Raw genomic sequence first — 21311 nt, forward strand, 5'->3', positions numbered from 1 at the left:
GCAACCCATGAGCCAGCTCGCCCAGGCCAGCCGTGAAGCCCTCAGCGAGGGCGGTGCACTGGCTACCCGCCTCGAAGCCTTCGCCCCGCGCGCCGCCCAGCAACGCCTGACGGCGGCGATCGCCGACGCCTTCGACTCGCGCAACGTGTTGCTGGCCGAAGCCGGTACCGGCACCGGCAAGACCTTCGCCTATCTGGTGCCCGCGCTGCTGTCCGGGTTGAAGACCATCGTGTCCACCGGCACCCGCGCGCTGCAGGATCAGCTCTACCACCGCGACCTGCCGCGCGTGCGCGAGGCGTTGGGCGTGGGCCTGAAATCGGCGCTGCTGAAAGGCCGCAGCAACTACCTGTGCCGCTACCGCCTGCAGCAGGCCAAGGGCGAGCCGCGCTTCACCAGCCGCGAGCAGGTCGACCAGTTCCAGCGCATCGTCGCGTGGGGCGGGCGCACCCAGTTCGGCGACATGGCGGAACTGGCCGCGCTGCCGGAAGACTCGCCGCTGCTGCCGATGGTCACCTCCACCATCGACAACTGCCTGGGCAGCGACTGCCCGTTCTGGGAAGACTGCTTCGTCGTGCAGGCGCGCCAGCGTGCGCAGGCCGCCGACGTGGTGGTGGTCAACCATCATCTCTTGTTGGCCGACCTGGCGTTGAAGCAGGAAGGCTTCGGCGAAATCCTGCCGGGCGCGCAGGCCTTCGTCATCGACGAGGCGCACCAGTTGCCGGAGCTGGCCGCGAATTTCTTCGGCGAAGGCTTCGGCATGCGCCCGCTGCAGGAACTGGCGCGCGACTGCCTGGCCGAGTGCAAGGACGTGGCCGGCTCGCTGGCCGTGCTGCAAGCGCCGGTGCGCGCGCTGGAACAGGCGCTGCGCGAACTGCGCGCGGCGATGGAAGGGCTGCCGGTACGCGGCACGCGCGAACGCGCGCTGGCCAAGCCCGACGTCGGTGCCGGTTTCGATACGTTGCTCGCCTCGCTGGGCGAATTGTCCGCCGCGCTGGCGCCGCTGGCGGATACCTCCGTCGGCCTGGAAGCCTGCGCCGCGCGCGCGAAGGAGTTCGCCTCACGGCTGTCGCGGTGGCGGGAGGAGCCGGGATTGGGGATTGGGGATTCGGGACTGGAGAAAGCGGCCGCGGACGCCACGGGATCCACTGCTTCTTCGAATCCCGAATCCCGAATCCCGAATCCCGGTTCCACCGACGTCCTGTGGTACGAACTGACCCAGCGCGGTTTCCGTTGCCAGCGCACGCCGCTGGACGTGTCCGGCCCGCTGCGCCAGCATCGCGAACAGTCGCGCGCGGCCTGGGTGTTCACCTCGGCCACGCTGGCGGTCGGCGGCCGTTTCGATCACTTCGCCACGCGGCTGGGGCTGGACGATCCGCCCACGCTGCTGCAACCCAGCCCGTTCGACTGGCCACGGCAGGCGCTGTGCTACCTGCCCACCGGCCTGCCGGACCCGAATGCCCAGGGCTACGGCACGTCGCTGATCGCGGCGCTGTATCCGGTGCTGGAAGCCTCCAGGGGCCGTGCCTTCCTGCTGTTCGCCTCGCACCGTGCGTTGCGCGAGGCGGCCGAAACCCTGCGCGACGCGCCCTGGCCGCTGTTCGTGCAGGGCGAGGCGCCGCGCGCCACCCTGCTGCAACGCTTCCGCGAATCCGGCAACGGCGTGCTGCTGGGCGCGGCCAGCTTCCGCGAGGGCGTGGACGTGGTGGGGGATGCCTTGAGCGTGGTGGTGGTGGACAAGCTGCCGTTCGCCGCGCCGGACGACCCGGTGTTCGAGGCGCGGCTGGAAGCGGTGCGTCGTGCCGGCGGCAATCCGTTCCGCGACGAACAGTTGCCGCAGGCGGTGATCGCATTGAAGCAGGGCGTGGGCCGGCTGATCCGCAGCGAGACCGACCGCGGCGTGCTGGTGCTGTGCGACCCGCGCATCACCGGCAAGCATTACGGCCGCGTGTTCCTGGATTCGCTGCCGCCGTTCTCGCGGACCCGCCGCGTGCAGGACGTGCAGGCTTTCTTCGGCGTCACGCCCGCGACCGACGACGACGGCGACGATGCGCCTGCCGCACCGGATGCCTCCGACTGGTACGCCGCCGCGCGATTCTGATCGCCGCACGGGTATGCTGGTTCCCGAATCCCGTCTTTCAACAGCCGAATGGCTGGTCATCCCGAATCCCGAAATGAAGCTGCTCGCGTTCGAAACCGCCACCGAAGCCTGTTCCGTCGCCGTCTACGTCGACGGCGAGGTGCGCGAGCGTTTCGAGGTCGCGCCTCGCCGCCATGCCGAACTGTCGCTGCCCTGGGCGGAGGCGTTGCTGGCAGAAGCCGGCATCGCGCGTTCGCAACTGGATGCCATCGCGCTGAGCCGCGGTCCCGGCGCGTTCACCGGCGTGCGCCTGGCCATCGCGCTGGCGCAGGGCATCGCGCTGGCACTGGATCGGCCGCTGGTGCCGGTGTCCACGCTGGCGGTGCTGGCCGCGCGCGCCAACGGTACGCGCATCCTCGCCGCCATCGATGCGCGCATGGGCGAAATCTACGCCGGCACCTTCATCCGCGATGGCGATGCCCTGGAAGCCACGTCGCCGGAATCCGTCATCGCGCCCGCCGACTACGCGCTGGCCGGCGACGACGAAGACTGGCACGGCGTCGGCACCGGCTTCGCCGCCGCCGAAGGCGCCCTGCAGATCCGGTTGGCCGAGCGCTTCACCCATATCGACGCCACCGTGCTGCCACACGCGGCCGACCTCGCGCGCCTGGCCGCACAGGCCTACGCACACGGCGAAGCGATCGCGCCGGAGCGGGTGGAACCGGCCTACCTGCGCAACAACGTCGCGTTGACGCTGGAAGAACAGAAGGCGCTGCGCGCCTCGCGGTGAGCCGCCTTCGCCTGGGCGGGGAGGCTACTCATCGCGCACTTCGCCGCCGGGCAGGAAGTTCCACGTGCGGGTGACGTGCAGGACGTCCACGTTCTCGCCGGTGTCCGGCAGGGGCGGGAAGGGCTCGGACAGCTTGACGATGCGCAGCGCGGTGGAATCCAGCAGCGGGATGCCGCTGGACTGGATGATGCGGGTCTGCTCCACGCTGCCGTCCTTGCGCACGGCCACGCTGATCACCAGCGTGCCGGCCAGGCGTTTGCGGCGCGCTTCGTCGGGGTAGTTGAGGTTGCCGACGCGCTCGGCGCGGTCCACCCACGCGCGCAGGTAGTTGGCGTACGCGTATTCCTTGGTGCTGGCCGAGACGAACTTGCGTTTCGGCCGCTTGGCGTACAACTCGGAGCGCAGGTGGTACTCGGCCGCCAGCCGCGCCATCTCGGCGTCGCGCTGCACCTTGAGCTCGCCTTGCGGCAATTCCGGTTGGTCCGGTTGCGGGCGGGTTTCCGGCGTGGGCGTGGTGAGGTCGCTGTCGCGGGTGGTGACCACGCGGCTTTCCGGCGGCGGTACGGCTTGCGGCGTCTGCGCGCGCAACGGCTGCGGCGCCAGGCCGGTTTCCGGCTGCGGGATCCAGCCGGCCTGGCTGTCGCGCGGGCGCTTGGCCTGGTCGTGTTCGCCACCGCCCTCCTGGTTGGCGGCGGCCAGGAAGTCGGCTTCCTTCGGCGTCAGCGGCGTCTGCGTCTGGCTGAGGATCACGTCCAGCGTGGGCATCACCGGCGCGGCGTCGTCCAGCGCGAAACCCACCCCCAGCACCAGCAGGCCGTGCACGATCAAGGACAGCGCCAGCGTGGCGCCCAGTCGCTCGTTGGCGCCGATCTTCGGCGGAGTGGCCGGTACCGCGGACATGCTATTGCCCTTCTCCCGCCGGCGACCGAAGGAAGTCCCCGTGGGGAAGGAAGTCCCCGTGGGAAAGAGGGATTGGGGTGAGAGTCCGGCGGAATCCGGATGACACGGACGCCACGGATTTCACCTCATCCTCATCCGCCCCTCCGGGGCCGCTTCTTCCGGGGGAAGAAGGGATCGAGCCGGCATCGAAGGCGATCATGTGCTGGAAATTCGTCTTTCGATCGCGTCGAACAACTGCGCGGCGATGTTCAACCCGTACTGCGCATCCAGCTCGCGCACGCAGGTGGGGCTGGTGACGTTGACTTCGGTCAGGTAGTCGCCGATCACGTCCAGGCCGACGAACAGCATGCCGCGGCGTTTCATTTCCGGGCCGACCTGGGCGGCGATCCAGCGGTCGCGTTCGCTCAGCGGACGGCCCTCGCCGCGGCCGCCGGCGGCCAGGTTGCCGCGGAACTCGTCGCCCTGCGGGATGCGCGCCAGCGCATAGTCCACCGGCTCGCCGTCGACCAGCAGCACGCGCTTGTCGCCGTCCTTGATGCCGGGGATGAAGCGCTGCGCCAGCGTCAGCCGGCCGTCGCCCACCAGCGTCTCCAGAATGACGTTGGTGTTGGGATCGCCGGCCTTCACCCGGAAGATCGAGCGGCCGCCCATGCCGTCCAGCGGCTTCAGCACGGCTTCGCCGTGTTCGGCCACGAAGGCCTTCAGCGCGGCCGGGTCGCGGCTGACCAGGGTGGGCGGGCAGCACTGCGGGAACAGCAGCGCGGCCAGCTTCTCGTTGAAGTCGCGCAGGCCCTGCGGGTCGTTGACGATCAAGGCGCCGGCCTGCTGCGCGATGCCCAGCACATGGGTGTCGTACAGGTATTCCTCGTCCACCGGCGGGTCCTTGCGCATCAGCACCACCTGGCCGGGGCCGAACGCCAGTTCCCGCGCCTCGCCCAGCGTGTACCAGCCGGCCTTGTCGTCCTTCACGGTCAGCGGGGCTGCCTGCGCCACCGCCACGCCGTCGCGCAGCGCCAGCCGGCCGGGGATGACGTAATGCAGGCGGTGGCCGCGCCGCTGGGCTTCCAGCAGCATGGCGAAGGTGGTGTCCTTGGCGATCTTGATGGACCCGATGGGGTCCATGACGACGACGACGTCCAGCGGCATGGGTGAGGAGGGTCTTGCGGAAGACGCGGGGATGTTAGCAGGCCGCGCACGCGCGACCCGGCGCAGGAGTGGAACGCTGTCGGTCCGGGGCCGGCCAAAAAGTGCGACGCAGTTCGCATCGCGCCATTCAGCTTGGGGGCGCGCCAAGGCGTGGCTTGACAGTGTGTGGCGTGGCTGGGATATAAGTAGCAACGCAGCGGGGCCGGTTCGTCGAAGAAGCGCCGCGCGCACGGGGAAAATAAGGTAATGACGCAGAATGAAGGCCAGGCCGGCGGACTCAACGGCCTACGGGTCATGGTGATTGATGACTCGAAAACCATCCGCCGCACCGCGGAAACCTTGCTCAAACGCGAAGGGTGCGAGGTCGTGACCGCGACGGACGGCTTCGAGGCCCTGGCCAAGATCGCCGACCAGCAACCGCAGATCATCTTCGTGGACATCATGATGCCGCGCCTGGACGGCTACCAGACCTGCGCGCTGATCAAGAACAACCAGGTGTTCAAGTCCACGCCGGTCATCATGCTGTCCTCCAAGGACAGCCTGTTCGACAAGGCGCGCGGCCGCATCGTCGGCTCGGAGCAGTACCTGACCAAGCCGTTCACGCGCGAGGAACTCCTCGACGCGATCCGCGCCCACGTCAGCACCTGAGCGGGCTGGCGCCGTGGCAACCATTCGCACTGAGTGCACAGGGGGCGGGCCATGATCCGCACACCGTTCGATACGCTTGCCGAATACGAGCGCCGCAGCCTGGCGCACGCCGTGCTGCAGCCCGCGCGCGAAGTGGCGCAGGACCAGTACCGCGGCGTCGGCTACCGCGTCGGCAAGCGCCGGCTGATTTCCAACTTCGGGGAAGTGGTGGAAATCGTGCCGATGCCGCCGGTCACGCCGGTGCCGGGCGGCCAGCCGTGGTTGCTGGGGATCGGCAACCTGCGCGGCAACCTGTTCCCGGTGGTGGACCTGAAGCAGTTCCTGGAAGGCGAGCGCACCGTGCTGCACGAGGGCCAGCGCGTGCTGGTCATGCGCCAGGCCGGCGGCGACGTGGCGCTGACCATCGACGAACTGTACGGCCAGCGCAGCTTCCACGAATCGCAGCAGGTCGAGCCGGGGGAACTGGCCGAAGGCCGCTACGGCCATTTCATCGATCGCGCCTTCCGCAGCGACGATCAGCATTGGGGTGTGTTCGCGCTGGCGTTGCTGGCGCGGACGCCAGAGTTCCGTCAAGCCGCGCTGTGAGCGCGGGAACATTTGAAATTTCAGGGGTCGAACGATGAGCACCGCGACGGATTCTCCCAGCGCCAGCAAGATCGGCAGTTTCGGCAACAGCTTCTGGTTGCTGTTGCTGGCGTTGTCGGTACTGGTCTTCGGCGCCAATACCGGCGTCGCCACGTACCAGGGCAGCCGCCTGTCCGGCGCCAGCACCGGCGCATCGGACATGCGCGTGCTGTCGCAGCAGCTGGCCAACCAGGGCAGGGAGGCGGTGGCCGGCAACGCGGAAGCGTTCAAGGCGTTCAAGGAAACCAAGCAGTCCATCGAGTCCACCGTCGGCCAGCTGCAGAGCCGTTTCGGGAGCGAAGGCACCGTGTCCGGGCCGCTGTCCAAGCTGACCGCCACCTGGGCGCCGCTGGGCAGGAGCGCCAACCAGATCGTCACCTCCGAGGCCGCCGTGCTGGCGCTGGCCGGCAACGCCGACCGCTTCGCCACCCAGGTGCCGCAGCTGCAGGCGCAGCTCAATGAAGTGGTGCGGGCGATGTCCGCCGGTGGCGCGCCATCGTCGCAGATCTACAGCGCGCTGCAACAGGTCGTGCTGGCCGGCACCATGGCCCGTCGCGTGACGGAAATCCGCGCCGGTGGCGCGGGTGCCGCCACCGCCGGCGACGCGCTGGGCCGCGACGCCGTGCTGTTCGGCCAGGTGCTGGACGGCCTGCGCGACGGCAACGCCGACCTGGGCATCGCCGCGGTGCGCAATGCCGGCGCGCTGTCGGCGCTGGAACAATCGCAGACGCTGTGGATCAACATGAAGAAGGACCTGGATGCGATCCTGGCCAGTTCCAAGAACCTGTTCGCCGCGCAGGCGGCGGCAGCGGCGCTGACCAACGGCTCGGGCCAGATGCTGCAGGACAGCACCAATCTGTTCCAGGCGTTCTCGGCGTTCGGCTCGGCGCGCGACACGCGCTTCTTCCCCAATTTCTGGCTGGGCATCGCCTCTGGCGTGCTGGCGCTGATCTCCATCGTCGGCCTGCTGTGGTCGCTGTACCGCACCCGCCAGCGCGAGCAGGAAGTGCGCTACCAGACGCAGGTGGAGTACAACAGCCGCAACCAGCAGGCGATCATGCGGCTGCTGGACGAAATCAGTTCGCTGGGCGAAGGCGACCTGACGGTGAAGGCCTCGGTGACGGAAGACATGACCGGCGCCATCGCCGACGCCATCAACTACGCCGTGGACGAACTGCGCAACCTGGTGACCACGATCAACGACACCTCGGTGCAGGTGGCGGCGTCCACCCAGGAAACCCAGGCCACCGCGTTGCAGCTGGCCGAGGCCGCCGGCCACCAGGCCGACCAGATCACCACCGCCTCCGACCGCATCAGCGAAATCGCGACCAGCATCGACCAGGTGTCGAAGAACTCCACCGAATCGGCCGAAGTGGCGCAGCGCTCGGTGCAGATCGCCACCGAGGGCGCCGGCGTGGTGCGCGAGACCATCCGCGGCATGGACCAGATCCGCGACCAGATCCAGGAAACCTCCAAGCGCATCAAGCGCCTGGGCGAGTCGTCGCAGGAAATCGGCTCGGTGGTGGAACTGATCAACGACATTTCCGAACAGACCAACATCCTGGCGCTCAACGCGGCCGTGCAGGCGGCCTCGGCCGGCGAAGCGGGCCGCGGTTTCGCGGTCGTGGCCGACGAAGTGCAGCGCCTCGCCGAACGCACCTCCGGCGCCACCCGCCGCATCGAATCGCTGGTGCAGACCATCCAGGCCGACACCAACGAAGCGGTCAGCTCGATGGAGCAGACCACCGCCGAAGTGGTGTCCGGCGCGCGCCTGGCCGAGGACGCCGGCACCGCGCTGGGCGAGATCGAGCGCGTGTCCCACGACCTCAACAACCTCATCAAGAACATCTCCAGCGCCGCGCAGCAGCAGTCCTCGGCGGCACTGGACATCACCCAGACCATGGGCGTGATCCGCCAGATCACCTCGCAGACCTCGCTGGGCGCGGGGCAGACGGCGGAGTCCATCGGCCACCTGGCGCAACTGGCCGCCGACCTGCGCCGCTCGGTCGCCGACTTCAAGCTGCCGGGTTGAGGACGGGAATCACTGCATGAACCTCCTTGTCCATCCCGCCCGCCAGCAGCGCGAGGCCGACGGTTCCGCCATCGCCGCGGGAGCGCGCCCATGAGCGCGCTGCGCGAAGCGATGAGCCACGCGGTCCTCGGCTGGGTCAAGCCCGAGCTGGACGAAACCCTGCGCCTGGTGCGGCAGGAAATCGAATCCTTCGTCGAAGCGCCCACCGACACCAGCCGCATGCGCTTCTGCGCCGGCTACCTGCACCAGGTGCAGGGCACGCTGCGGATGGTCGAACTGTACGCCCCGGCGATGGTCGCCGAGGAACTCGAACTGCTGTCGCAGGCCCTGCAGGAGGGCAACACCGCCGACCGCGACGAAGCGTGCTCCACGCTGATGCGCGGCGCCGTGCTGCTGCCGGACTACCTGGAGCGCCTGCAGGAAGGCCATCGCGACATTCCCATCGTGCTGCTGCCGTTGCTCAACGAGATCCGCGCCGCGCGCGGCGCCTCGCTGATCAACGAAAGCATGCTGTTCCCGCCGGGCACGCAGGCCGATGCCGCCGCGCCCAGCGAGGCCGAGATCGACCACGCACGCAGCAGCCTGAGCGGCCGCAACCGCGAGCTGCTGGACACCGTGGGCAACGCGGTGAAGGAAGAACTGCTGCGCGTGAAGGACGCGCTGGACCTGCATCTGCGCACCGGCAACGATGCGCACGAACTGGAGCCGCAGGTCGCCGAACTGGGCAACGTGGCCGACACGCTGGGCATGATGGGCCTGGGCATGGCGCGCGACGTGGTCGTGCAGCAGCGCGACACCCTGCGCGAAGTCGTCGCCGGCCAGCGTCCGGCCGACGAGGGCACGCTGCTCGACGTGGCGGGCGCCCTGCTTTACGTCGACGCTTCGCTGGACGACCAGGTGGCGCGCCTGGGCACGGCCGGCGACGGTGCGCCGGACCCCAGCACCGCCGAATCGCAGCGCACGGTGGAAGTGCTGGCGCAGGAAGCCATCATCAATTTCGCCGGTGCGCGCGAACGCTTCGTCGCCTTCATCGAGACCAACTGGGACCACGCCGAACTGGCCGACGTGCCGCGCCTGCTGGACGAAGTGGCCGGCGCGCTGCGCATGCTGGAACTGGCCCAGGCCAGCGACTACGTGATCGGCGTGCGCCTGTACGTCGACAAGGAGTTGATCGGCAAGAAGCGCGTGCCCGGCGGCCAGCAACTGGACACGCTGGCCGACGCGATGGCCAGCCTGGAGTACTACCTGGAGGCGCTGCGCGAGCGTCGCCCCAACCGCGAAGACATCCTGGAGATCACCCGCGGCAGCCTGGAAACGCTGCGCTACTGGCCGCTGCCGGCCGAAGCCGCGCCCGAGCCCGTCGCCGCCCCGGTGCCCGCTGCCGTCGAACCCGCATCCAGCCCGGTGCAGGAGACGGTGGCCGTCGCCGAACAGGCGCCCGCATTCACCAGCGCGTCGCCGGAGCCGCAGGACGCCGCACCGGCGTCCGCGCCAGCGGGCAATCCGTTCGATCCGGTGAGCTTCGAGGAAGACGTCCTGGCGGACGCGGCATCGGTCGGTGCCTTCACCCTCGACACCACGTTCGACGCCGTCGAAACGCCGGAGACGCAGGAACCCGCCGAAGCCACTGCAACCGAGCCGGACGACGCCTTCGCCTTCGCCACGGACGCGTCCACGCAAGCCGACGATTTCGCGGCATCGGACATGCCCGACCTGCGCCACGAAGTCGCCGCGGCCGCGGCCGCGATTCCCGCCGCCACGCTGGGCGGTTTCGACGGCGATGCCGTCGATATCGACGACGAGATCCGCGATGTCTTCCTCGAGGAGTTCGACGAGGAAATCGTCAACCTCCGCCAGCTGCTGCCGGTCTGGCGCAGCAACACCGAGGACCTGGAACGCCTGCGGCCGATCCGGCGCGTGTTCCACACGCTGAAGGGCAGCGGTCGCCTGGTGGGCGCCAAGACGCTGGGCGAGTTCAGCTGGAAGATCGAGAACATGCTCAACCGCGTGCTGGATCGCTCGCGCACGCCCAGCCATGCCGTCGAGGTGTTCCTGGAGCAGGCCTGCGAGGCGCTGCCGCAGCTCAACGCCGCCCTGCGCGGCCAGGGCAGCGTCACCGCCGACCTGGCCGGCCTGCAGGACGTGGCCGACCGCCTGGCCGCGGGCGAAGACGCCTATTACAGCGCGAGCGCGCAACCCAGTGTGCTGGCCGACGACGACTTCATCGAGCCGGAAACCCCGATCGCGGCCGCGCCGGTCGTCGAGGACGCGCCGGCGGTGTTCGAGCCGGTGATCGAAGGCACGCCCGCATCGGTGGACGCGGTGCTGCGCGAGATCCTGGAAACCGAAGTCGACAACCACCTGGACACGGTCGATACCTGGCTGCAGAAGGCGCAGGTCGACACGCTGCCGGTCACCGAGGACCTGCTGCGCGCCGTGCACACCATGAACGGTGCGCTGGCGATGGCCGACGTGCCCGAGGTCACCGAAGTCACCGGCCCGGCCGAGCAATACATCAAGCGCCTGCTGTCGACGGGCGAGACGCCCACGCCGGAAGGCGTCGCCGCACTGGCCGACACCGCGCAGGCGATCCGCCGCAGCGTGGCCGCGCTGCAGGCGCCGTCGCCGCGCATCCCGGTGTTCGCCGCGCTGTCCGGCCGGCTGGCCGCGTTGCGCGACAGCCTGCCCGAGCCGCGCAGCGGCGCGCAGATCGTCGACGACACGCACCAGAGCACCTACACCGAACAGATGCCGTCCATCGAGCCGCCGCTGGCGCCCGCCGGCATCGAACTGGCCGCGATGGACCTGTCGGCCTACCTGGATACGACCGCTGCCAGCGGCGCGGGCGGGACGCAGCGTGTCGACGATGCGCCGGTGCGGGACACCGTCGCGCCCATCGACGGCCTGGCGGTCGCCGGCGTCGAGACGCCGGACGGGGCGGAAGGCGCCGAAGATGCCGCCGCCACCGTGACCGGACCGGCGACGCCTGCCGAAACCGCCGCGCCTGCCGCGCAGGGCGTGACCTTCTTCGATATCGAATACCAAATCCTGCCGCGCCGGGCGCCCGAGCGCGCAGCTACCGAGGCCGCCGCGCCGCCGCCAGTCGAAGAGGTCGCCGCGACGCCTTCCGCCGACGACATCCCGGAAACCGGAACCGTTGGCGACGACACGTTGGTGGTCGAGGAGATCGTGCTGGATTCCGCCGATGCGCCGGCGGATGACGCTTCGATCGTGGCGGCGGATGCCGAAGCGGCCTCGACGATCGTGGTGGACGATGCGCCGGCGCTGGAGATCGGCGAAACCGATGCGCTGGATGTCGGCGAAGCCGGCTTCGAGACCATCGAGCTGGCCAGCGAAGACGACGATGCCGCCGAGGATATCGCGGACGCCATCGAGGACGACATACAGGTCATCGAACTGGTTTCGACGGACGCCGATACCCCGGACGAATCGAGCTTGGCGGACGCGGATACGCAGGAAGAATCCATCTTCGCCGAAACGGTCGAGGACCTTGCGGCGGCCGATGCCGCCGCGACTGTGCCGGTCGAAGAGGCCGAGCCGGTCGAACCGGCCGCGACGGTCGAAGACGCCGACGCAGTCCCGGCCGATGCCGCGCCTGAAGAAGTGGAGGCCACGCAGGACGCAGACGCGCCGCAGGCCGACGCGCCGGCTCTTGAAGAGCCTGTCCTTGAAGAGCCCGTTTTCGAAGAGCCTGCCGCCGCCGCGGAAGAGGCGGTGGCCATCGAAGAAGAAGTCGCCGAGCAGGCGATCGTGGCCCTCCCGGCGGACACCGTCGAGGAGGTCGTGCCCGAAGTCGTCGCCTCCGCAGAAGCCGAGGAGTCCGCCGTGACCAGCGCGCCCGCCGACATGCCGGAGCCGGAAGATGCCCTCGACCTGACCGGGCTGGACCTGGACCTGGTCGAGATCTTCATCGAGGAAGGCAACGACCTGCTCGACCATTCCGACGACCTGCTGGCCAAGCTGCGCGAGACGCCGGAGGACCGCACCCTGGTCACCAGCCTGCAGCGCGACCTGCACACGCTGAAGGGCGGCGCGCGCATGGCCGGCATCCATGCCGTCGGCGACCTGGGCCACGCCATCGAATCGATGCTGGAATCCATCGTCGGCCAGCGCACCGAGATGGACCGCCCGGCGATCCAGTTGCTGGAGCGCGGTTTCGATGCGCTGCATGCGCAGCTGGCCCGCGTCACCGCGCGCCGCACGGTGAAGGTCCCGGACGGCATGATCGCCGAGTTCAACGCGCGTGCCCGCGGCATCGAACTGCCCGCCGCCGCGGTCGAGTCCGCCGAATCGGCCGCTCCGGTCGAACTGACGCCGTTGTCCGCGCCCATCGAGACCGAGTTCACCGCGCCGGTGGAAGAAGAGTTCTTCCCGCAGGGCCAGCAGGAGCAGGTGCGCGTGCGCGCCGACCTGCTCGACCGCCTGGTCAACCATGCCGGCGAAGTGGCGATCTACCGCGCCCGCCTGGAACAGCAGATGGGCGCGTTCCGCGGCGCGATGGGCGAACTGGACCGCACCAACATCCGCCTGCACGACCAGTTGCGCCGCCTGGACCTGGAAACCGAGGCGCAGATCGTCGCCCGCTACCAGCGCGAACAGGACAAGCAGGACCCCACGTTCGATCCGCTGGAACTGGACCGCTTCTCCACGTTGCAGCAGCTCAGCCGCGCGCTGGCCGAATCGGCCGCCGACTTGAGCGGCCTGCAGGGCGTGCTGGACGACCTGACGCGCCAGTACGACATCCTGCTGCAGCAGCAGTCGCGCGTCAGCTCGGAACTGCAGGACGGCCTGATGCGCGCGCGCATGGTGCCGTTCGAAGGCATCGTGCCGCGCCTGCGCCGCGTGCTGCGCCAGGCCGCCACGGACACCCACAAGCAGGTCAGCCTGCAACTGTCCGGCACCCACGGCGAAATGGACCGCAACGTGCTGGAGCGCATGACCGCGCCGCTGGAGCACCTGCTGCGCAACTCCGTCGCGCACGGTCTGGAAACGCCGAAGGAACGCCGCAAGGCGGGCAAGCCGGAAGAGGGCAAGGTGCAGGTCACGCTGCGCCGCGAAGGCTCGGAAATGGTGCTGGAGGTGTCGGACGACGGCGCCGGCCTGAACCGCGACGCGATCCGCCGCCGCGCCGAACAGCGCGGGCTGATCCAGCCGGGTGCCGTGCTGACCGATGCCGACCTGGACCGGCTGATCCTCGAATCGGGTTTCAGCACCTACGACCAGGTCAGCCAGCTGGCCGGCCGCGGCGTGGGCATGGACGTGGTCTACAACGAAGTGCGCCAGCTCGGCGGCACGCTCGACATCCGCTCCACGCCGGGCAAGGGCGCCACCTTCACGCTGCGCCTGCCGCAGACGCTGGCGGTGACGCAGGCGGTGTTCGTGCAGATCGGCGAAGCGCAGTTCGCGGTGCCGGTGGCGGCGGTCAGCGGCATCGGCCGCATCAGCCACGCGCGCTTCGAGGCCGGTACCGGCGGCTACCATTACGCTGGCGAGGACTATCCGCTCTACAACCTCGGGCACCTGGTCGGCCACAGTCCGGCCAAGGCCGAAGGCCAGGCGCAGGTGCCGCTGCTGCTGGTGCGCGCGGGCGACCTGCGCGCGGCCGTGGCGGTGGACCAGGTGCTGGGCAACCGCGAGATCGTGGTCAAGCCGGTCGGTCCGCAGATCGCTTCCATCCCCGGCATCTACGGCGCCACCATCACCGGCGACGGCAGCGTAGTGGTCATCCTGGACGCCGCGCCGCTGGTGCGCCGCCACCTGGCCCAGCCACCGCAACAGCCCGCCCAGGCGGTCGCCGCCACCGAACAGCGCCGCGTGCCGCTGGTGATGGTGGTCGACGATTCGCTGACCATGCGCAAGGTGACCAGCCGCGTGCTGGAACGCCACAACTTCGAAGTCACCGCCGCGCGCGACGGCGTCGAAGCGCTGGAGAAGCTGGAAGAGCGCGTGCCCGACCTGATGCTGCTGGACATCGAGATGCCGCGCATGGACGGCTACGAGCTGGCCACCGCGATGAAGGCCGATCCGCGCTTCAAGGACGTGCCCATCGTGATGATCACCTCGCGCACCGGCGACAAGCATCGCCAGCGCGCCTTCGACATCGGCGTGCAGCGCTACCTGGGCAAGCCGTACCAGGAGCTCGACCTGATGCGCAACGTGTACGACCTGCTGGGAATCGCCCGTGTCCGTGAGTGAAACCAAACGCGTCGCCCTGCTGGCGCGCCCGGGCGAGGCGCGCGAGCGCCTGCGCGCGGCGCTGAACGAGGCCGGCGCGGAGATCGTGCTGGAAGACGACCCCAACGGCCTGGACGGCGCCGCGCTGGGCGACAGCGCGCCGCAGGTGGTGCTGGTGGCGCTGGAGCCGGCCATCGAGGACAGCCTGGAACGTTTCGACAGCGTGTTGCACGACCCGTCGGTGGCGGTGATCTTCGACGAGGCCGAACTGGCCGCGCGCCGCCAGGGTTGGGAAGCGCAACGCTGGGCGCGCCATCTGTCCGCCAAACTGCACGGCCACCAGGACGTGTTGCCGCCCGGCCGCGAAGAGGAAGTGACGCTGGAACCGGGCCTGCCGGTCACGCCCGCGCAACTGCACGAAGACGCGGAGCTCGGCCTGCACGTGGAAGAAGCCGCCGACGTCGCGCTGGACCTGCCGCGCGACGATTTCGCCTTCACCACCGGCGCGCCGGCGGATTCCGCCCCGGTGGTCGATGTCGACCAGTGGCTGCGCAATGCCGCGCCGCCGGAAGCGCCCGCACCCGTGCCGCCGCCATTGCCCGACCTGGCGGCCGAACCCGCGGTGGCCGCGGCCGAAGCGCCCAAGCCCAGGCTGGAACTGTCGCTGGTGGAACTGGAGCCGGTCGGCGCCGCCGCCGCGGCGCGCGTGCAGGGTGCGGTGCTGGTGTTCGCCGGCATCGGCGGCCCCGACGCCGTGCGCAAGCTGCTGATCGAACTGCCCGAAGGCTTCCCCAAGCCGGTGCTGGTGCACCTGCGCCTGGACGGCGGCCGCTACGACAACCTGGTGCGGCAGATGGCGCGCATCGCGCACATGCCGGTCGCGCTGGCCGAAGCGGGCACGCCGGCCGACGCCGGTACCATCTACGTGATGCCCGGCGACGTGGTGCCGATGGTGGATGGCGGGGTGGTGAGCTTCCGTCCCGGCGCCGTCATCAGCGGCGTGATCGCGCAGCTGCCGCCGCCGGACAGTGCGGTGCTGCTGCTCAGCGGCAGCGATACCGCGCTGGTCGATTCGGCCGCCGCGCTGGCGGCCGCCGGCGGACTCGTGCTGGGCCAGTCGCAGGATGGCTGCTACGACCCGGCCGCGCCCAAGGCGCTGGCCGCGCGCGGCGGCGAACTGGGAACGCCGGCGCAACTGGCGCAACGTCTGACCGACCGCTGGTTCTGAGGAACACACCATGGCCCATTCCAACGACGAAATCCGCGGCGTCCTGATCCAGGCTGGCGATCACCGCCTGCTGCTGCCCAACGCCACGGTCGCCGAAGTGCTCACCCGCGCGCCGGTGGAGCCCATCGCCGACATGCCCGGCTGGCTGGTCGGCCGGATCGACTGGCACGGCTGGCCGGTGCCGCTGGTGGCGTTCGGCCGGTTGGCCGGCAACCCGTCCGAAGCGGTCGCGCTGAACAGCAAGATCGTCGTGCTGAAGGCATTGAGCGGCAACAAGGACCGCCCGTACTTCGCCCTGCTGACGCCTTCGTTCCCGCGCCTGGTGTCGGTGCCGCGCGACGGCCTGCTGGCCGACGCGACCGAGGAGGAATTGCCGGTGGGCGTGAAGGTGCGCGTGCTGCTGGGCGACGAATCGGCCGCGCTGCCGGACCTGGAAACCGTCGAGGCGATGATCGGCGAGGCGTTGGAGCAGGCGGCCTGACGCGGCCGGAGCCGCGCTCGCGGCCCGGCTTTCATGCGGCCCGGACCTGGCTGAATTCTGCATCGCGCGCCGTGGCGTCGTTCACCGTCGGTTCCGCCAGCGATGGGCAGCTTCACCACGCAAGAGGAGGAAGCACCATGAAGACGCCACTGATCCTGATGACGCTGCTGGCCGCCGCTCCGATGGCGCAGGCGCAGACCCGGGCCGTCGAGACTTCGCCGGTCGTGCAGAACCCGATCACCTACCAGGCGCAGACCGAAGCCCGCCTCAATGGCGGCAGCACGCAGTTGCAGGCCGGCACCGGGCCGGTGATCGTCAACTGGGGCCAACCGCAGGCGCTGTCCAATGCCGCCGACTACCGCGTGACCGTGGCCGATCTGGATGCCGATGGCGATGGCGTGCTGACCCGCGACGAGATTCCGGAAAGCCATGCGCTGTACAGCGAGTTCCGCCTGGTCGACAGCAACCGCGATGGCCGCATCACCCCGGAAGAACTCGCCAACTGGCGTTGAACCGGAGTGCAGGGTGGGCCCTGGCCCACCATCGCCATGCTGACGGCGGGCCTTCGCCCGCCCTACAAATCCCCGAACCGCGATTGCAGCGCCGCGATGGCGGCCATGCCCGCCGTTTCCGTGCGCAGGATGCGCGGACCCAGGCGCAGGCCGGTGAAACCGGCCAGGCGCAATGTCTCGCGGTCGCGCGGCGACCAGCCGCCTTCCGGGCCGATGGCGACCACCACGGACGCGGCTTCCACGCTCACCGTCGCCAGCGAGACTTCGCCGGTCGGGTCCAGCGTCAGGCGCGTGCCGGCATCGGCCAGGCCGCGTGCGGCGTCGGCCAGCGGCAACGGTGGCGACAACGACGGCACCGTGGCGCGCCCGCTCTGTTCGCAGGCCGATGCGATCACGCTGCGCCAGTGCGCCAGCCGTTTCTCCGTACGCTCGGCGTCCAGCTTCACTTCCGTGCGTTCGGCGACCACCGGCAGCACGGCGGCCACGCCCAGTTCGGTGGCCTTCTGCAATATCAGGTCCATCTTCTCGCCGCGTGCGATGCCCTGCAGCAGGGTGATGCGCAGCGGCGATTCGTTGTCTACGGCGCGCGAGGACAGCACTTCCGCGACGACTTCGCGCTTGCCGACCGTGACGATGCGGGCGGCATGGTCGAGGCCGTCGCCGTTGAACAGCACACACGCGTCGCCTTCGCGCAGGCGCAGCACGCGGGTCAGGTGGTTGGCCGCCGATTCCGGCAGGGCCAGGCTGCGGCCAGGCGAAAGCGGCGCATCCACGTAGCTGCGGGTCAAACGCATGGCGCATTCCCTGTAGGAGGGGCTTCAGCCCCGATGCTTTTTTCTTTGAATTCGCGGTCGGAGCTAAAGCCCCTCCTGCATGGGCCGTTCTGGCGGCGGAGGCACATCACGCCGTCGCCTCGTCGATGGCGGCGCGGGTGACGTCCGCCAGCAACTGCAATTGTTCCTCGTCCACGCAATACGGTGGCATCCAGTACAGCACGTCGCCCAGCGGGCGCAGCACCACGCCGCGGGCCAGCGCCGCGCGATAGGCCTTCAGGCCGATCCGTGCGGCGGCGGGGAAGGGGGCGGCCTTGTCGCCGTCCCGGGTCAGTTCGAACGCCAGCATCATGCCGGCCTGGCGCACGTCGGCGACGTGCCGGTGGCGCGACAGGGGTTCGGCCAGGGCCGCCATCGCGGAGACGGTGGCGAGGTTGCGGGCGACGATGTCGTCTTCGCGGAAGATCTCCAGCGAGGCCAGTGCCGCCGCGCAGGCCAGCGGATTGCCGGTATAGCTGTGCGAATGCAGGAAGGCGCGCTCGCGCGAGTCGTCCAGGAAGCCGTCGTAGATCGCCTGCGTGGCCAGCACCGCCGCCAGCGGCAGGAAGCCGCCGGTGAGGCCCTTCGACAGGCACAGCAGGTCGGGCATCACGCCGCTCTGTTCGCTGGCGAACAGCGTGCCCGTACGGCCGAAGCCGACGGCGATCTCGTCCGCGATCAGGAACGCGCCGCTGGCGTCGCACAGCGCGCGCACGCGGGCCAGATAGTCGGGATGGTGCATGCGCATGCCGCCGGCGCACTGCACGCGGGGCTCCACGATCACCGCGCAGACTTCGCCCGGATGCCGGTCCAGCAGCGTGGCCAGCGCGTCGGCGGCGCGCGCGGCGCAGTCGGCCGGCGATTCGTCCGGCCGGGCGAGGTAGGCGTCGGGGGAGGGCGCGAACAGCGCTTCGCTCAGCAGCGGCGCGTACACGCGCCGGTACAGCGGGATATCGCCGACCGCCAGCGCGCCGAGCGTCTCGCCGTGGTAGCCGTTCTCCAGCGCGACGAACTTGGTGCGCCGGTGCTCGCCGTGGTTGTGGAACCAGTGGAACGCCATCTTCAGCGCCACCTCCACCCCGGCCGAACCGTTGTCCGCGTAGAACACCTTGGCCAGCGGCGCGCGGCCCGCCTGCCGTGGCGCGACGGCCAGCAATCGCTCCGCCAGTTCCACCGCCGGCGCATGGGTGAAGCCGGCCAGCATCACCTGTTCCAGCTGTCCCGCCTGCGCGGCCACGGCGGCGGCGATGCGCGGTTCGGCATGGCCGAACAGGTTGGTCCACCAACTGCTGACCGCATCCAGGTAGCGCTTGCCGTCGTGGCCGACCAGCCACGCGCCTTCGCCGCGCAGGATCGGCACCAGCGGCAAGGTGTCTGGGTGTTCGCGCATCTGCGTGCACGGATGCCATACCACCGACAGATCGCGGACACGCCAGTCGTCCGCCTCTGTTAGCATTCCCACTTGATGATCCGTCTGTCGCATCCCCTCATGATATCGGCCACCGCCCCCTGCCGTCCCCGTCGTCCCGACACCGGGCATGGGCAGCGCGGCGCGGCATGAACCGCCTCCCCACCATCCATCGCATCACCGAACGGGCCGATGGCCCGGACCGGCATGTCGAGGAACTGGACCTGGAGTTCAGCAACGGCGAACGCCGCCGCTACCACCGGCTGAAGTCCAGCGGCCACGGGGCGGTGGTGGTGGTGCCGATGATCGACGAGGAAACGGTGCTGCTGGTGCGCGAATACGCCGCCGGCATGCACCGCTACGAGCTGGGCCTGGTCAAGGGCAGGATCGACGCCGGCGAGACGCCGGAACAGGCCGCCGACCGCGAACTGAAAGAAGAGGCCGGCTACGGCGCGCGCCGCATCGACGTGCTGCGCAGCCTGAGCCTGGCGCCCACCTACATGAGCCACCAGTCCTGGCTGGTGGTGGCGAGAGACCTGTACCCGGAGCGCTTGCCCGGGGACGAACCCGAGGAGTTGGAAGTAGTGCCGTGGAAGATTAATGCCCTCGACCAGCTGATGCTGCGCGAGGATTTTTCGGAAGGTCGTTCGCTGGCGGCTCTGTTCATCGCCCGCGAATGGTTGCAAGGCCGTAGATGAGCCGCATGACCACCGACCTGCACGAAGCCGTCATCGTCATCGCCCGCGAAGCGGGCCAGGCCATCATGGCCGTGTACGAAAACGCATTCGATGTGCAACGCAAGACCGACGACAGCCCGCTGACCGCCGCCGACCTGGCCGCGCACCGCGTCATCACCGACGGCCTGCGGCGACTGACCCCGCAATGGCCGGTGCTGTCGGAGGAAGCCGCCGACATCCCCTGGGCCGAACGCAGCCAGTGGCCCACCTACTGGCTGGTGGACCCGCTGGACGGCACCCGCGAATTCATCAAGCGCAACGGCGAATTCACCGTCAACATCGCGCTGATCGAGCAGAACGAGCCCATCTTCGGCGTGGTGCACGCGCCGGCGACCGGCGAGACCTGGCATGCGCGCCAGGGACGCAATGCCTATCGCCGGGTCGGCGAGGTCGATGCGCAGATCCGCACGCGCGCGCCGGCCACGGGCACGTTGCGCGTCGCCGCCAGCCGTTCGCACCGGGATGCGCGCACGCAGGCGTTCCTCGACCGCATGGGCCACATCGAGGAGGTCGCGCTGGGCTCGTCGTTGAAGTTCTGCCGCATCGCCGAGGGCGCGCTGGACGTCTATCCCCGTTTCGGCCCGACCAGCGAGTGGGACACCGCCGCGGCGCAATGCGTGCTGGAAGCCGCCGGGGGCGCGCTGCTGGCGCCGGACGGCCGCGCGTTCCGCTACAACCGCCGCGAGACCCTGCTCAATGGCGACTTCGTCGCGCTGGGCGACATGACGTTGCCGTGGCGCGACTGGCTGGACGCGGACGGTGGCGGGAACGAGCATGGATACGCGCGCCAGGCCTGAGACCGACATCGCCGCGCTGCTGGCCATCATGGCCCGGCTGCGCGATCCCGATGGCGGTTGCCCGTGGGACCTGGAACAGGACTTCGGCACGATCGCGCCGTACACGATCGAGGAAGCCTACGAGGTCGCCGACGCCATCGACCGCCACGACCTGCCGGCGCTGAAGGACGAACTGGGCGACCTGCTGCTGCAGGTGGTCTTCCACGCGCAAATGGCGCAGGAGCAGGGCGCGTTCGCGTTCGGCGACGTGGTGGCGGCCATCTGCGACAAGATGGTGCGCCGGCACCCGCACGTGTTCGGCGATGCCTCGTTCGAGGATGCCGAGGCGCAGACCGTCGGCTGGGAAGCGATCAAGGCCGCCGAGCGGAAAGCCGCCGGCGAACAGGACGCGTCCGCGCTCGCCGGCGTCTCGCGCGGCTTGCCGGAATGGCAGCGCGCGGTGAAGCTGCAATCGCGCGCCGCGCGCGTGGGCTTCGACTGGCCCGGCCCGCAGCCGGTGATCGCCAAGCTGCACGAAGAGATCGAGGAAGTGCGCGCCGAGTTCGCCCGTGGCGACGTGGCCGACAACCGCGAGCGGCTGGAGGACGAGATCGGCGACCTGCTGTTCGTCGCTGCCAACCTGGCCCGCCACGCCAGGGTGGACGTGGGCAGCGCGATGCGCCGCGCCAACCTCAAGTTCGAGCGCCGCTTCCGCGCGATGGAGGCGTTCGCCGCCGCCGATGGCACGGCGTTGTCCGCATTGTCGCTGGAGCAGCAGGAAGCGCTGTGGCAGCGCGTGAAACAGCAGGAACGCAAGCGAGAGCCCACCTTCTGACGGTGGGAGCGCCGTCCCGGCGCGAGCTTTTATCGGGCAAAAGGGATCGCGGCCGGAGGCCGCTCCCACCTGCCGGGCGCGGGCTTGTGCCTGGCCGGCGTGGCGGCGAT

Annotated in this window: 16 protein-coding genes; 12 read left to right on the forward strand and 4 right to left on the reverse strand. The window is 69.8% G+C overall.

Going from position 1 to position 21311, the window contains the following annotated elements; genetic code table 11:
* Positions 1-7 precede the first annotated feature (7 nt).
* Together yoaA and tsaB are read left to right on the forward strand one after the other, a co-directional pair.
* On the forward strand, positions 8-2098 hold the full coding sequence (yoaA, locus tag AAD027_RS14435) for a DNA repair helicase YoaA (RefSeq protein ID WP_341726728.1): 2091 nt from the start codon (positions 8-10) through the stop codon (positions 2096-2098).
* A 73-nt stretch (positions 2099-2171) separates the two neighbouring features.
* Positions 2172-2867: a tRNA (adenosine(37)-N6)-threonylcarbamoyltransferase complex dimerization subunit type 1 TsaB gene (gene tsaB, locus AAD027_RS14440; RefSeq protein WP_341726729.1), complete on the forward strand. Its 696-nt coding sequence runs from the start codon at positions 2172-2174 to the stop codon at positions 2865-2867.
* A gap of 24 nt (positions 2868-2891) precedes the next feature.
* Here the strand turns inward: tsaB and AAD027_RS14445 are convergent, their stop codons facing one another.
* Together AAD027_RS14445 and gshB are read right to left on the reverse strand one after the other, a co-directional pair.
* Positions 2892-3767 carry a TonB family protein gene (locus AAD027_RS14445; RefSeq protein ID WP_341726730.1) on the reverse strand — a complete coding sequence of 292 codons (876 nt, stop codon included), beginning with the start codon at positions 3765-3767 and terminating at the stop codon, positions 2892-2894.
* A gap of 195 nt (positions 3768-3962) precedes the next feature.
* Positions 3963-4913 carry a glutathione synthase gene (gene gshB, locus AAD027_RS14450; protein ID WP_341726731.1) on the reverse strand — a complete coding sequence of 317 codons (951 nt, stop codon included), beginning with the start codon at positions 4911-4913 and terminating at the stop codon, positions 3963-3965.
* Between the two features lie 246 nt (positions 4914-5159).
* Between gshB and AAD027_RS14455 the strand changes: the two genes are divergently transcribed.
* The 7 genes from AAD027_RS14455 (at position 5160) to AAD027_RS14485 (ending at position 16633) form a co-directional block, all read left to right on the forward strand.
* Complete coding sequence (locus AAD027_RS14455; RefSeq protein ID WP_056879689.1) at positions 5160-5561, forward strand: response regulator; 402 nt, start codon at positions 5160-5162, stop codon at positions 5559-5561.
* A 54-nt stretch (positions 5562-5615) separates the two neighbouring features.
* On the forward strand, positions 5616-6146 hold the full coding sequence (locus AAD027_RS14460) for a chemotaxis protein CheW (protein ID WP_341726855.1): 531 nt from the start codon (positions 5616-5618) through the stop codon (positions 6144-6146).
* Positions 6147-6180: 34 nt separating this feature from the next.
* The gene (locus AAD027_RS14465) at positions 6181-8217 is read left to right on the forward strand and encodes a methyl-accepting chemotaxis protein (RefSeq protein WP_341726732.1); all 2037 of its coding nucleotides are present in this window, start codon (positions 6181-6183) and stop codon (positions 8215-8217) included.
* 90 nt (positions 8218-8307) lie between these two features.
* On the forward strand, positions 8308-14433 hold the full coding sequence (locus tag AAD027_RS14470; protein WP_341726733.1) for an Hpt domain-containing protein: 6126 nt from the start codon (positions 8308-8310) through the stop codon (positions 14431-14433).
* Entirely contained in the window at positions 14426-15640 is a 1215-nt protein-coding gene (locus AAD027_RS14475) for a chemotaxis protein CheB (protein ID WP_341726734.1), read from the forward strand. The genes AAD027_RS14470 and AAD027_RS14475 overlap by 8 nt, the downstream gene beginning before the upstream one ends.
* A gap of 10 nt (positions 15641-15650) precedes the next feature.
* The gene (locus AAD027_RS14480) at positions 15651-16121 is read left to right on the forward strand and encodes a chemotaxis protein CheW (protein WP_341726735.1); all 471 of its coding nucleotides are present in this window, start codon (positions 15651-15653) and stop codon (positions 16119-16121) included.
* 137 nt (positions 16122-16258) lie between these two features.
* Entirely contained in the window at positions 16259-16633 is a 375-nt protein-coding gene (locus tag AAD027_RS14485; RefSeq protein ID WP_341726736.1) for an EF-hand domain-containing protein, read from the forward strand.
* Positions 16634-16695: 62 nt separating this feature from the next.
* On the opposite strand, the gene AAD027_RS14490 is transcribed toward AAD027_RS14485, so the two are convergent.
* On the reverse strand, positions 16696-17427 hold the full coding sequence (locus AAD027_RS14490; RefSeq protein WP_341726737.1) for a 16S rRNA (uracil(1498)-N(3))-methyltransferase: 732 nt from the start codon (positions 17425-17427) through the stop codon (positions 16696-16698).
* A gap of 106 nt (positions 17428-17533) precedes the next feature.
* Positions 17534-18928, reverse strand: a complete 1395-nt coding sequence (gene bioA, locus AAD027_RS14495; protein ID WP_341726738.1) for an adenosylmethionine--8-amino-7-oxononanoate transaminase — start codon at positions 18926-18928, stop codon at positions 17534-17536.
* 74 nt (positions 18929-19002) lie between these two features.
* Here bioA and nudE point away from each other — a divergent pair, with 74 nt between their 5' ends.
* The 3 genes from nudE to mazG are packed head-to-tail and all read left to right on the forward strand — an operon-like array spanning position 19003 to position 21201.
* Complete coding sequence (gene nudE, locus AAD027_RS14500) at positions 19003-19551, forward strand: ADP compounds hydrolase NudE (protein WP_341726739.1); 549 nt, start codon at positions 19003-19005, stop codon at positions 19549-19551.
* A complete protein-coding gene (gene cysQ, locus AAD027_RS14505; protein WP_341726740.1) occupies positions 19548-20387 on the forward strand; it encodes a 3'(2'),5'-bisphosphate nucleotidase CysQ in 840 nt (279 codons plus the stop codon). The genes nudE and cysQ overlap by 4 nt, the downstream gene beginning before the upstream one ends.
* Positions 20365-21201, forward strand: coding sequence for a nucleoside triphosphate pyrophosphohydrolase (gene mazG / locus AAD027_RS14510; RefSeq protein ID WP_341726741.1), 837 nt, complete (start codon positions 20365-20367; stop codon positions 21199-21201). The genes cysQ and mazG overlap by 23 nt, the downstream gene beginning before the upstream one ends.
* The last annotated feature ends 110 nt before the right edge of the window (positions 21202-21311 follow it).

It is taken from the genome of Pseudoxanthomonas putridarboris (assembly GCF_038321125.1).
Taxonomy (GTDB): Bacteria; Pseudomonadota; Gammaproteobacteria; order Xanthomonadales; family Xanthomonadaceae; genus Pseudoxanthomonas_A; species Pseudoxanthomonas_A putridarboris.

What these genes read in the sequence shown, in the direction of transcription:
- yoaA (WP_341726728.1), top strand. Translation starts at nt 8, where the DNA reads ATGAGCCAGCTCGCCCAGGCCAGCCGTGAAGCCCTCAGCGAGGGCGGT.
- tsaB (WP_341726729.1), top strand. Translation starts at nt 2,172, where the DNA reads ATGAAGCTGCTCGCGTTCGAAACCGCCACCGAAGCCTGTTCCGTCGCC.
- AAD027_RS14445 (WP_341726730.1), bottom strand. Translation starts at nt 3,767, where the DNA reads ATGTCCGCGGTACCGGCCACTCCGCCGAAGATCGGCGCCAACGAGCGA.
- gshB (WP_341726731.1), bottom strand. Translation starts at nt 4,913, where the DNA reads ATGCCGCTGGACGTCGTCGTCGTCATGGACCCCATCGGGTCCATCAAG.
- AAD027_RS14455 (WP_056879689.1), top strand. Translation starts at nt 5,160, where the DNA reads ATGACGCAGAATGAAGGCCAGGCCGGCGGACTCAACGGCCTACGGGTC.
- AAD027_RS14465 (WP_341726732.1), top strand. Translation starts at nt 6,181, where the DNA reads ATGAGCACCGCGACGGATTCTCCCAGCGCCAGCAAGATCGGCAGTTTC.
- AAD027_RS14470 (WP_341726733.1), top strand. Translation starts at nt 8,308, where the DNA reads ATGAGCGCGCTGCGCGAAGCGATGAGCCACGCGGTCCTCGGCTGGGTC.
- AAD027_RS14480 (WP_341726735.1), top strand. Translation starts at nt 15,651, where the DNA reads ATGGCCCATTCCAACGACGAAATCCGCGGCGTCCTGATCCAGGCTGGC.
- AAD027_RS14485 (WP_341726736.1), top strand. Translation starts at nt 16,259, where the DNA reads ATGAAGACGCCACTGATCCTGATGACGCTGCTGGCCGCCGCTCCGATG.
- AAD027_RS14490 (WP_341726737.1), bottom strand. Translation starts at nt 17,427, where the DNA reads ATGCGTTTGACCCGCAGCTACGTGGATGCGCCGCTTTCGCCTGGCCGC.
- bioA (WP_341726738.1), bottom strand. Translation starts at nt 18,928, where the DNA reads ATGCGACAGACGGATCATCAAGTGGGAATGCTAACAGAGGCGGACGAC.
- nudE (WP_341726739.1), top strand. Translation starts at nt 19,003, where the DNA reads ATGAACCGCCTCCCCACCATCCATCGCATCACCGAACGGGCCGATGGC.
- cysQ (WP_341726740.1), top strand. Translation starts at nt 19,548, where the DNA reads ATGAGCCGCATGACCACCGACCTGCACGAAGCCGTCATCGTCATCGCC.
- mazG (WP_341726741.1), top strand. Translation starts at nt 20,365, where the DNA reads ATGGATACGCGCGCCAGGCCTGAGACCGACATCGCCGCGCTGCTGGCC.